Genomic DNA, 11,781 nt, shown 5'->3' with positions numbered 1-11,781 from the left:
GGGTGGGTGGGCGCGGTCAGATGCCGCGCGCCACGGCCATGTCCACGCCGGTGCCGGCGTCCCCGACGCTGGCCACCTGCACCCTGGAGAGGGCCCCCTCGGCGTCGGCGTCGGTCTCGCGGCCGGTGTTCGCGGTCAGGCCGAGGTCCCGCGAGAGCCCGTCGAGGACGGTCGCCAGCGCCTGCCCGGCGCGGCCCAGGTCCTCGTAGGTGGCCATCGCGGTGCGGGTGCCGGAGCCCTGGTAGGCGGAGCCGACGTTGGCGCTGTGCCCGCCGATGCCGGTCGCCACGGCCTCCATCTCGCTGTACGCCTGGGCGATGACGCCCATCACCCGGTCAACCTCTTCCGGCGCGAGCTTGATCTCGTCGCTCATCGTGTGACTCCCCCGTCTCGTCTGCGTACCGTGGGTCTGCGGAGCGCGGCGGTGGCGCCGCGGTCGCCTCATCGAGGCTGCCCGGGCCACTCGGCGGCGGGCAACGGATGGCGACTGTCCCGGACAGTCCCGGACAGCGGCTCGGTGTCCGTGCAGGTCAGCGCGGTGGACGGACCGCGCGTGGCAGCGTCGGACGACAGATCCGTTGCCAGCGGGGCGCGCGTCGCCGACCATGGTCGCCATGGGGCAGGGGTGGGAAGGCGGCTGGCGTGAGCCTCGGGACGGCGTCGAGTTCCAGGCGGCGTTACGCGCGCTCAGGGAGCGCTCCGGGCTGACGTTCCGGGATCTTGAGCGGGCGGCGGAGCGCCGTGGCGAGGTGCTGCCGCGCAGCACGGCCGCCGAGATGCTGCGCCGCGCGGCGCCGCCGGCGCCGCGGGTGCTGACCGCGTTCGTGCTGGCCTGTGGCGACGACGCGAACCTGGAACGCTGGCTCGCGGCCCGGGCCAGGATCGCCGACCACCCCGAGCCCGCGCAGGCCCCGCCGCCGCCCGCGGCGCTCGACCGGGTGCCGCGCCAACTCCCGCACGCGCCGGCGACGTTCGTCGGCCGGGAGCGGGAGCTCGCGGGGCTCGACCGGCTGGTGGCCGAGGCCGCGGGCGCGGCCGGCGGCTCCCTCGGCCTGCTGACGATCAGCGGTGTCGGCGGCGTCGGCAAGACCTGGCTCGCGCTGCGCTGGGGCCACCGGAACCTCGACCGCTACCCGGACGGGCAGCTGTACGTGAACCTGCGCGGCTTCGACCCGTCGGCCGAGCCCGTCCCGCCGGCCGCCGCGATCCGCGGCTTCCTCGACGCGCTGGGCGACGACCCGCTGGCGCTGCCGCCGGAGCCCGAGGCCCAGGCCGCGCGGTACCGGTCGCTCCTCGCCGGGCGCCGCGTGCTGATCGTCCTCGACAACGCGGCCGGCGCCGACCAGGTGCGGCCGCTGCTGCCGGGCTCAGGCGGCAGCACCGTCATCGTGACCAGCCGGGACCGGCTCACCGGGCTGATCGCCACCGAGGGGGCGCGGCCGCTGCCGCTCGGGCTGCTCGCCCAGGACGAGGCGCGGCGCCTGCTGACCCGGCACCTCGGCCCCGACCGGCCGGCCGCCGAGCCGTCGGCCGTCGACGACATCCTGACGGTCTGCGGCGGGCTGCCGCTGGCGCTGGCCGTCGTCGCCGCGCGGGCCGCGGCGCACCCCTCTCTGCCGCTGCGGGCGCTCGCCGCCGAGTTGCGCGACGCCAGGCTCGGCCTCGACGCCTTCGACGGCGGCGACACGGCCACCGACGTCCGCGCCGTCTTCTCCTGGTCCTACCGGGCGCTCAGCCCCGAGGCCGCCCGGCTGTTCCGGCTGCTCGGCCTCCACCCGGGGCCCGACCTCTCGCTGCCGGCCGCCGCCAGCCTGGCCGGTGCGCCGGCGCACCGGGTGCGGCCGCTGCTGGCCGATCTTGGCCGGGTGCACCTCGTCGACCAGCCGGCGCCCGACCGGTACGCCCCGCACGACCTGCTGCGCGCGTACGCCCGCGAGCTCGTGGAGTCCTTCGACCCGGAGGCCGACCAGCGGGCCGCCCGCCGCCGTCTCATGCAGCACTGCCTGCGCTCGGCCGAGGCCGCGAACCGGCGTCTTGCCCCGCACTGGGAGCCGCTCGGGCTGCCGCCCGCGCCGCCCGGGGTGACGGTGGAGGAGCCGGCGGACCGCGAGGCGGCGCTCGACTGGTTCGCCGCGGAGCACCCAGTGCTGCTCGGCGCCCTCGACCTGGCGGTGGCCGCCGGCGCCCCGGCCGAGGCATGGGGTCTCGCCCGGGCGCTCGAGACGTATCTCGACTACCGTGGACACTGGCACGACTGGGCGGCCACCCAGCGGATCGCGCTCGACGCGGCGGTCCGCCTCGGCGATCAGGCCCGGGAGGCCGACGCGCACCGCGCCCTCGGCCGGGCGTACACCCAGATGGGGCTCCTCGAGGACGGGCACCGGCACTTCACTCGGGCGCTGCGGCGGTACCGGGAGCTGGGCGACGACGTCAGCCAGGCGGACACCAGGCGCGGCCTGGGCTGGGTCTGCGACCAACTGGGGCGGCAGCGGGACGCGCTCGACCACAACGACCGGGCGCTCGAGCTCTACCGGCGGGCCGGGCACCGAGCGGGGCAGGCGCTGGCGCTGAACAACGTCGGCTGGCTGCACGCCGTGCTCGGCGACCACCGGCGGGCGCTCGACTACTGCGCCCAGGCCGTTGAGCTCAACCGGGAGCTCGGCGACCGGCACGCCGAGGCCGGCGCCTGGGACAGCCTCGGCTACGCGCACCACCACCTCGCCGAGTACGTCGAGGCCGCCCGCTGCTTCGCCCGGGCCCTGGTGCTGGTGCGGGGCTTCGGTGACCGGTTCCACGAGACGGAGATCCTCAACCACCTTGGCGACACCCAGCTGGCCGCCGGCGACCTCGACGCGGCCCGGAGCACGCGCCGGGCGGCGGTGGAGATCGGCGGCCAGATCGGGCATCCGGCGGTCGAGGAACTGCGGGCCAAGCTCAAGGAGACGGAGCCCGATTAGCGCCCTCGCCGGCGCCGCTCCCGCCACCGCCGGCGGGCCTGACCGGCGGTTAACGCGATGAGCGGCCCCTCTTCCGCGTGATACGCTGCTTCAGCGACATCGCCCCGGCGTTCGGGGGAATCGCGACAAGCCGGGTCCTGTGGAGCAGTTTGGAGTGCTCGCCACCCTGTCAAGGTGGAGGCCGCGGGTTCAAATCCCGTCAGGACCGCTCCGGCTGGGTAGCTCAGTTGGTACGAGCGTCCGCCTGAAAAGCGGAAGGTCGCCGGTTCGATCCCGGCCCCAGCCACCTTCCTTGAGCAGCACAAACAGCCCCCAGTGGATCATGTCCACCGGGGCCGTTCCGCGTTCCTACGCCAAACCCTTGTCCAGCGACGCGCGCGTAGACCTTCGTGGTCATCCCGTGGTCGCTATGCCCTGCGATCTCCATCACCGTGTGCGGGGGCACGCCCAGGTCGAGCAGGAGGGAGACGCCCGAGTGCCGATGGGCGTGGAAGCGGGCTCGTACGGAGTTCCCAGCCGAGGGTGGCGCGTGGTGTCGTGGCGCCCGCTGCCAGGGGGTGAGCTCGGTGTTGCCGAGGCAGAGGGTGGACTTGATCGGGAGCGTGAGATCAGGCGGTTGCCGCCAGCGTCGTGGAGATACTCCCTGACCGAGCAGTCGGCTTCCTCGACGGAGGCGAGCTGGCCTTCGAGGGCCCAGGTCAGTAGGTCGCCGCGGTGACCACCTCCCTGCGCAGCCGCCCGTGGGCTGGGCACCCAATGAGGGTGCGGCGCCCGGGCGGACGGGACTCGTCCGCCCGGGCGGAGCGATGTCACAGCGTGGTGAGCAGTGCGCTGCGGGCGACCCGACCGTCCTGAAGCGGCCGGAGGGCCAGGCGCATCAGGGCGAGGGCGTTGTCGTCTCCGGCGATACGGTTGGCGCTGAGCTCGTCGCAGGACAGGCACTGGTGGATGATCATCCATTCGCCGTCCGGTCGTACGGTCAGGCTCAGTGCCTCCATGCGGCCGCGGCAGTCCGCGGCGCGGTCGCCAGGGACGCGGCGGTCGACGTGGAGGCTGGCCAGGCAGTTGGGGCAGTGGTTGCGGTGTGCGGTGCCGACCGCGTCGAGTGAGACGTCGAGCCGGCAGCCCGCACACCGGAAGTCGTGTGCCCGGTGTCGGCCGTTGCTGTGCAGCACGTCCTTGTGCCGCTGCGGTCGGCGCTGCTGCGTGTGTTTACGTCGTGGCATGGCTGGTCTCTCCCTTCGGTGGCGGGTGCTCAGAGCGTTCCGAACACTTCGAGCGGAAAAGGAGGCTCGGCCAGCGGCCGTACGGCCATCCGCATCAGGATGAGCTGGTTGTCGTCCCCGCAGACCGGGTTCGAGGTCAGCTCGTCGCAGCGGACGCAGCGGTGGATCAGCATCCAGTCGCCGGTGCGCAGCACCGCGATGGAGATCGGGCTCATCCGCGAGCCGCATGCCGAGGCACCGCCCTCGACCTGGTCGAGGACATGCCGGGAGTAGAGGCAAGACGGGCAGTGGTTGCGGCGTCGGCCGTCGGGGGCGAGCGCCGACATGGTCAGTCCGCACCGGACGCAGGCGAAGGTCTCTGTGCTGAGGACGTGGCGGGCAGTGGTGTGCTGAGGGTCGAGGTTGTTGCTGGACACCCGGGGTGCTCCTTGCTGAGGAAAGTATGAAGACAGCAAGAGCAGGCCGAGCGGCCTCGGAGGCACCCTAGTGCGCGGTGGTGGCGGACGATCTGCGTCCACGCCCCTCGGGCAGCGGGTGGCGGTGGGAACACCGGGATACCGTCCCGGGAGTCCGCTGCGTGCTGAGCGGCGGAAGGGACGGTGATCGCACGGTGCGCGGAGGCGCGCTCGGCGCGGTCCGGGTCACCAAAAACACCTCCTTTAGGGCATAGAAGCCCGTGAGCAACGGAATGGACCGCGTGAACGTAGCACGGGGGTTCCTAGGGACGCCTGGGTATTTTCACCTGCGCTGATGTGGCAGGAAGGTCGGAGCGGTGTGGGTATGCCGCCGCCGCTGAAGTGCCGCACCGCCGGGAGTGGGTTGGTCCTGGTGACGGGTGGGGTGACGGGTGAGGTGGGGTCGGCTTGCGCCTGTCTCATCCCGAGACGTCCGGACCGAAGCCGTGATTCTGCCTGCGCGTCCGCACGCCTGGGCGCTCACGCTGACCGGCGGTATGCCCAGGCCATGGCTGAGCGTCGCTCGTATCCGAGTGATCTGCCCGACGCCGGCGGGAGTTGATCGAACCGGCGCTGACCGCTTGGCGAGCCGAGCGGCGCCGGCACACGCTGAACATCGGCCGCCCACCCGGGCCTGACCTGCACGAGATCACGAACGCGGTCTTGTACGTGGACCGCACAGACGTGCGGTGGCGCTGCCTTCCCCACGTACGAGACGGACGCCCGGGGCGAGGTCGCTCAGCTCATGGCGGTGCCGGAAGGGACCCCGATCGTCAGGGCGTCCATTCGGCGACGCGGCAGCACCCCCACACAGCATCGTGCACGGGTACGTGCCTCGGGACCTGGCCACGCGGGGATCCACCTCGACCGAACCGTCGACGGACACCACCGGCCGAGGGGTGGAAGTGGCCTTCATGACCTTGTCGGGGGACCGGACCGAAGCGGTCCACACAACGTACGCGCGGACAAGAGCGCTGTGACACAGCCTCGGCCCGGATGACGGCTGGTCCTGGACAAGCTCGGGGACCGTCTGAGCTGGAGTTGGTTCCTTACACCCTTCTGGGCCCACGAAGCCCCGGCGGGACGGTGCCCGCGGGGCTTCTGGCTGTCTGAGGGGCGGTGCTCGGCACCGCTGGGTGCCGCTCACCGGCGCTCCCGCTTGGTTGAGCCGAGCAGCAGCTCCACCATGGCGCGGGCGTCCTTACGCCGGGACGGACTCGCCGACCAGACCCCGGGTAAGACGACGCAGGACAAGAGAGCGATGGGGCCGAGGACCGCTATGACGCCGATCCACGGATAGGCCACTGTGACGGCTACCAGGGCACCGCCTGACAGCAAGCCGAGCAGCGGCCCGCGCCTCACAGGTCAGTGGTGCTCGCCATGCGCACGGGTTCCTCTCCGTCCACGGGGCTTCGGGCCCCGACCCGGCTTCCACGACGCGTTACGGACTGCCGTGGGGCAGCACCGTCATTTATGGGACATCAGCAGCAGCGCGTGTCGGGATGGCGAGCCCACGACCGTGCTGTGCGTGACGTCTCAATTCCCCCGTAGTGGTAGCAAGCTCATTCTTGCGTATCCGCTCCCGCGCTAGAAGGCACCCCGGCCCCAGCCACAGCTCGTCAAGGAGAGATGAGGGCCCCTTCGGCACCGCCGAGGGGGTCTTTCACGTGCGTCGGGCGCCCGGCCCGCGGTAGCGCAGCAGCCAGAAGACGGCGAGCGAGCCCAGCGCCCAGCCGCCGAGCACCAGGTAGGGCTGCACGTGCTGGTGGCCTGGGAAGTAGATCGCGGTGTGCTGGGCGTTGACCGAGGCGCCGGGCGGCAGCCACCGGCCGATGACGCCGAGGGCGGTGGGCAGCAGCGGCCAGGAGACGGCGCCGCCCGACGAGGGGTTGCCGAGCATCACCATCAGGGCCCAGGTCGGCAGCAGCGCCCAGCGGCCGAAGAGGACGTTGAACATGGTGTAGACCATGCCGGCGGTGAACATGGTCAGCGTCAGGATCGCCCACGACTGCGGCATCGGCAGCTCCAGGGCCCCGAGCCACCAGTCGACCACCACCACGATGAAGAAGCCGCCGAGCGCCGCGTAGCCCACGGTGAACGCCACCCGCGCCGCCGGCCGCAGGCTCGGGACGTTGACGAACAGCTGGACGGTGCCGAGGAAGCCGATGATCACCGCGGCGATGGTGACGTAGAACACGGCCAGGCCGCGCGGGTCGCCAGACTGCAGGGGTTTGACGTCCTTCACGGTGATCCGCGCGCCGGCCGCCCTGGCCGCCGGCGGGCCCTCCTCGGTCAGCAGTTCCGCGACGCTGGCGCCGGCCGCGCTCGCCACGTCCATCTCGACCCGGTCCCGCTCGCCGCGCAGGATCGCGAACTCGCGCTGAGTCTCCAGGGCGTCCACAGCCTGTGGATAGTCGGCGTAGCGGTGGAGCTCGAGCGAGGCGCCGAGCCGGTGTTCGAGTTCGTCGACGAAGGCGTGGACCTGGGTCCCGCCGGACGGCGAGCCGAGGACCGCGACCGGCACGTGGCGCGGGGTCGGGTTGGCCAGCGCGTAGGTGTAGCAGCCGGCGAACGCGGCGGCGGAGGCGGCGGCGAGCAGCGACACCACGGCGGCGGGGAAGAGGGGCGTGCGGCGGAAGGCCCGCCAGCGTTCGCTGAGCGCCCGGTTCAGCCGGGCCCAGTGAGTCGCCCCTGTCACCCGGCCACGATATGCCGAAACGGGGCGTATGCCGCATACCCGAACGGCTCGCGGTGAGGTGGCGGCGACGCCGCGCCCGGCGGGCGATAACGGCTCGCCGCCGGCTGGTCCGGGGTGAGACCCTGGGGTGCGTATGTCTACGCACTCCTCCTCCCTCTCCGCCCTCGCCGAGCGGCTGCCCGGGCTCACCCTGCGCGACGAGCGCCGGCTGGGCCGCCGCCTCGACGGCGCGCGCCGGATCCGCAAGCCGGCCGCGCAGCAGGCCGTGCTGACCGAGATCGCCGAGGCCATCGACGCCGCCGAGGCGCACGTCGCGGCGCGGCGCGCCGCCGTGCCCGCGGTCAGCTACCCGGAACAGCTGCCGGTGAGCCAGAAGAAGGACGAGATCCTGGCCGCGATACGCGACCACCAGGTGGTGATCGTGGCCGGTGAGACGGGTTCGGGAAAGACCACCCAGCTGCCCAAGATCTGCCTGGAGCTCGGCCGCGGCATCCGGGGCCTCGTCGGCCACACCCAGCCGCGCCGGCTCGCCGCCCGCACCGTCGCCCAGCGGGTCGCCGACGAGTTGCGCACCCCGCTCGGCGAGTCCGTCGGCTTCAAGGTCCGCTTCACCGACCAGGCCAGGGACGACACGCTGGTCAAGCTCATGACGGACGGCATCCTGCTGGCCGAGATCCAGCACGACCGCGAGCTGCGCCAGTACGACACGATCATCATCGACGAGGCGCACGAGCGCAGCCTCAACATCGACTTCCTGCTCGGCTACCTCGCCCAGCTGCTGCCGAGGAGACCCGACCTCAAGGTCGTCATCACCTCGGCCACCATCGACCCGGAGCGCTTCGCCCGCCACTTCCGGCAGGCCAACGGCGAACCGGCCCCGATCATCGAGGTGTCGGGCCGCACCTATCCGGTCGAGGTCCGCTACCGCCCCCTGCTCGAGGAGGACGGCGAGGCACCCGACCGGGACCAGATCACCGCCATCTGCGACGCCGTCGACGAGCTGCAGGCCGAGGGCCCGGGCGACATCCTGGTCTTCCTCTCCGGCGAGCGCGAGATCAGGGACACGGCGGACGCGCTGGAGAAGCGGCGGCTGCCGCACACGGAGGTGCTGCCGCTCTACGCCCGCCTCTCGCACGGCGAGCAGCAGCGCGTCTTCCAGCCGCACCCGGGCCGCCGCGTCGTGCTGGCCACCAACGTCGCCGAGACCTCGCTCACGGTGCCCGGCATCAAGTACGTCATCGACCCGGGCACCGCCCGCATCTCCCGCTACAGCCACCGCACCAAGGTGCAGCGGCTGCCGATCGAGTCCGTCTCGCAGGCCAGCGCCAACCAGCGCAAGGGCCGCTGCGGCCGCACCAGCGACGGTATCTGCGTCCGGCTCTACTCCGAGGAGGACTTCCTCTCCCGCCCGGAGTTCACCGACGCCGAGATCCTGCGCACCAACCTGGCCTCCGTGATCCTCCAGATGAACGCGGCCGGCCTCGGCGAGATCGAGCGCTTCCCCTTCATCGACGCGCCCGACCACCGCTCCATCAAGGCGGGCGTGCAGCTGCTCGAGGAGCTGGGCGCGCTGTCCGGCGCCAAGCTCACCGAGCTCGGCCGCAAGCTGGCGCAGCTGCCGGTCGACCCCCGGCTAGCCCGGATGGTCCTCGAGGCCGGGCGGAACGGCTGCGGCCGCGAGGTGATGGTGATCGCCGCGGCGCTCTCCATCCAGGACCCGCGCGAGCGGCCGAGCGACAAGCAGCAGCAGGCGGACGCCAAGCACCAGCGGTTCCGCGAGGGGCCGGCCGAGGAGTCGGACTTCCTGGCGCTGCTCAACCTCTGGGAGTACGTGCGGGAGCGGCAACGCGCCCTGTCCTCCTCGGCGTTCCGCCGGATGTGCCGCACCGAGTTCCTCAACTACCTGCGGATACGGGAGTGGCAGGACATCTACGCGCAGCTGCGCCAGGTCGGCCGCTCGCTCGGCGTCGAGGCCGTCGAGGCCGGGGAGGGCGGCCAGGCCCCTGATCCGGCGCGCGTCCACCAGTCGCTGCTCGCCGGCCTGTTGTCGCAGCTCGGCCTGAAGGACACCGAGAAGCACGAGTACCTGGGCGCGCGGGGCGCGAAGTTCGCGATCTTCCCGGGTTCGGCGCTGTTCAGGAAGCCGCCGCGCTGGGTGATGTCGGCCGAGCTGGTGGAGACCTCGCGGCTGTGGGCGAGGGTCAACGCGCGCATCGAGCCGGAGTGGATCGAGCCGCTCGCCGGCCACCTGGTCAAGCGCACCTACAGCGAGCCGCACTGGGAGCAGAAGCAGGCGGCGGTGATGGCCTACGAGCGGGTGACGCTCTACGGCGTGCCGATCGTGGCCCAGCGCAAGGTCAACTACGGCCGGATCGACGCCGAGACCTCCCGCGACCTGTTCATCCGCAACGCGCTGGTGGAGGGCGACTGGCGGACCTCGCACCAGTTCTTCCACGACAACCGCAAGCTGCTCGCCGAGGTGGAGGAGCTCGAACACCGGGCCAGGCGGCGGGACATCCTCGTCGACGACGAGACGCTGTACGACTTCTACGACCAGCGGGTGCCGGAGTTCGTCGTCTCCGGGGCGCACTTCGACTCCTGGTGGAAGAAGAAGCGCCACGAAGAGCCGGACCTGCTCAACTTCGAGAAGTCCATGCTCATCAACGAGCGGGCCGGGCGGGTCACCAAGGACGACTACCCGGACACCTGGCGGCAGGGCCGGCTCTCGCTGCGCGTGACCTACCAGTTCGAGCCGGGTGCCGACGCGGACGGCGTGACCGTCCACGTGCCGCTCCAGGTCCTCAACCAGATCACCCCCGAGGGCTTCGACTGGCAGATCCCTGGCCTGCGCGAGCAGTTGGTGACCGAGATGATCAGGTCGCTGCCCAAGCCGATCAGGCGGCACTGCGTCCCCGCGCCGGACGTGGCGCGGCGCTTCCTGGGCGAGGTGGGCCCCGAGCCGACCGGTGCGCCGCTGCGGGTGGTCATGGCCCGCGAGCTGACCAGGATGACCGGCGTCCGGGTCGCCCCCGACGACTTCGACGAGAGCCGGATCCCCGACCATCTGCGGATCACCTTCCGCGGCGTGGACGAGCGGCGCCGCCGAGCCTCCGCCGACGCGGAGGACAAGGACCTGGCGGCGCTCAGGGAGCGGCTGCGACCGCTTGCGCAGCGGGCGCTGGACCGCGCGTTCGCCGCGACGGCTCAGACCGCTGGGGCTCGGGCCGCGGGGGCTCGAGCCGCCGGGCCGAGCGCGGCGGACCGGGCCGCGGCGGGCTCGGCGGCGGCCGGCGGGCCGGCGGACGGTTCGGCCGAGCCGCGCAGCGCTCCCCGCACGGGGCTGACCGCATGGACCATCGGTTCCCTCGACCGGGTCTTCGAGACCCGGCGCGGCGGCCAACCGGTGAAGGCGTACCCGGCGCTGGTCGACGAGGGCTCGTCGGTCGCCGTGCGGCTCTTCGACAGCCAGGAGGAGCAGCGGCGGGCGATGGCGCGCGGCACCAGGCGGCTCGTTCTGCTCAACCTCCCATCGGATCCGGCCAAGTTCGCGCAGCGCCAACTGGACAACGCGGCGAAGCTGGCGCTGGCCAGCTCCCCGCACGGCAGCGTGCCGGCGCTGCTCGCCGACTGCGTGAGCGCGGCGGCCGACCAGTTGATCGCGGCGCACGGCGGCCCCGCCTGGGACGAGGAGGGCTTCCGCAAGCTCTTCGACGCGGTGCGGGCCGACATCACCGACCTCACGCTGCGGATCCTGGGGCGGGTGCGCGAGGTGCTGCTCGCCTGGGGCACCTGCGAGCGGCGGCTGCGCTCGATCACCAGCCCGGTGCTCGCGGACTCCCTGGCGGACGTGAGGGAGCAGCTGGCGGGCCTGGTGCCGGCCGGCTTCGTGACCGAGCACGGCGCGCGCCGGCTGCCGGACCTGCTGCGCTATGTGACGGCCGTGGACCGGCGGTTGCAGCAGCTGCCGCAGCACGCCGAGCGTGACCGGGCGAGGATGGCCAAGGTCCGCGAGATGCGGGACGAACACGCCTGGCTGCTCGAGCAGTTCCCGCCTGGCCGTCCGGTGCCTGAGCGGGCCGCCGAGATCCGCTGGATGATCGAGGAGCTGCGGGTCAGCTACTTCGCGCACGCGCTGGGCACGGCGTATCCGATCTCGGACAAGCGCATCCTGAAGGCGATCGACGCCCTGGTCCCGTGATCCGGGGGCTGATCGGGTCGCCGGCCGGGGGCGATTGGCTCCGTACCCGCCATCTGGGGTAGAGTCGCGCTCGCGACTTGGTCCTGTGGAGCAGTTTGGAGTGCTCGCCACCCTGTCAAGGTGGAGGCCGCGGGTTCAAATCCCGTCAGGACCGCGCAAGTTGAGAACCGGAAGCCCGGATCCCCACAGGGATCCGGGCTTTTGCGTGTGGCGTGCGCCGGGAGGTGTGAACCGGGCGGGGTGGGTG

Annotated in this window: 6 protein-coding genes, 3 tRNA genes and 2 pseudogenes; 6 read left to right on the top strand and 5 right to left on the bottom strand. The window is 72.5% G+C overall.

Annotated elements, in window-relative coordinates:
* Positions 1-16: 16 nt before the first annotated feature.
* A complete protein-coding gene (locus E1265_RS25290) occupies positions 17-373 on the bottom strand; it encodes a type VII secretion target (protein WP_132933314.1) in 357 nt (118 codons plus the stop codon).
* A 241-nt stretch (positions 374-614) separates the two neighbouring features.
* On the opposite strand from E1265_RS25290, the gene E1265_RS25285 reads away from it, so the two are divergent.
* From E1265_RS25285 to E1265_RS25275, 3 genes are all read left to right on the top strand, one after another.
* The gene (locus E1265_RS25285; RefSeq protein ID WP_279571461.1) at positions 615-2,957 is read left to right on the top strand and encodes a tetratricopeptide repeat protein; all 2,343 of its coding nucleotides are present in this window, start codon (positions 615-617) and stop codon (positions 2,955-2,957) included.
* Between the two features lie 133 nt (positions 2,958-3,090).
* Positions 3,091-3,165 (top strand) — tRNA-Asp (locus E1265_RS25280).
* 4 nt (positions 3,166-3,169) lie between these two features.
* A tRNA-Phe gene (locus E1265_RS25275) sits at positions 3,170-3,243 on the top strand.
* A gap of 93 nt (positions 3,244-3,336) precedes the next feature.
* Here E1265_RS25275 and E1265_RS25270 read toward each other — a convergent pair.
* The 3 genes and pseudogenes from E1265_RS25270 to E1265_RS25260 all read right to left on the bottom strand — a co-directional run.
* Positions 3,337-3,714, bottom strand: a pseudogene (locus E1265_RS25270) (hypothetical protein); the annotation flags it as partial.
* A 52-nt stretch (positions 3,715-3,766) separates the two neighbouring features.
* Positions 3,767-4,183 carry an RNHCP domain-containing protein gene (locus tag E1265_RS25265; protein ID WP_132933313.1) on the bottom strand — a complete coding sequence of 139 codons (417 nt, stop codon included), beginning with the start codon at positions 4,181-4,183 and terminating at the stop codon, positions 3,767-3,769.
* Positions 4,184-4,212: 29 nt separating this feature from the next.
* Complete coding sequence (locus tag E1265_RS25260; RefSeq protein ID WP_132933312.1) at positions 4,213-4,599, bottom strand: RNHCP domain-containing protein; 387 nt, start codon at positions 4,597-4,599, stop codon at positions 4,213-4,215.
* A gap of 547 nt (positions 4,600-5,146) precedes the next feature.
* On the opposite strand from E1265_RS25260, the pseudogene E1265_RS39585 reads away from it, so the two are divergent.
* Positions 5,147-5,346, top strand: a pseudogene (locus tag E1265_RS39585) (transposase); the annotation flags it as partial.
* A 955-nt stretch (positions 5,347-6,301) separates the two neighbouring features.
* Here E1265_RS39585 and E1265_RS25250 read toward each other — a convergent pair.
* Entirely contained in the window at positions 6,302-7,336 is a 1,035-nt protein-coding gene (locus tag E1265_RS25250; protein WP_132933310.1) for an ABC transporter permease, read from the bottom strand.
* Positions 7,337-7,469: 133 nt separating this feature from the next.
* Between E1265_RS25250 and hrpA the strand changes: the two genes are divergently transcribed.
* Entirely contained in the window at positions 7,470-11,534 is a 4,065-nt protein-coding gene (gene hrpA, locus E1265_RS25245; RefSeq protein ID WP_132933309.1) for an ATP-dependent RNA helicase HrpA, read from the top strand.
* 79 nt (positions 11,535-11,613) lie between these two features.
* Positions 11,614-11,688 (top strand) — tRNA-Asp (locus tag E1265_RS25240).
* Positions 11,689-11,781: the final 93 nt, after the last annotated feature.

The sequence above is a fragment of the Streptomyces sp. 8K308 genome, from assembly GCF_004348315.1.
GTDB lineage: Bacteria > Actinomycetota > Actinomycetes > Streptomycetales > Streptomycetaceae > Streptomyces.
This window is presented reverse-complemented; position numbering and strand designations above follow the sequence as displayed.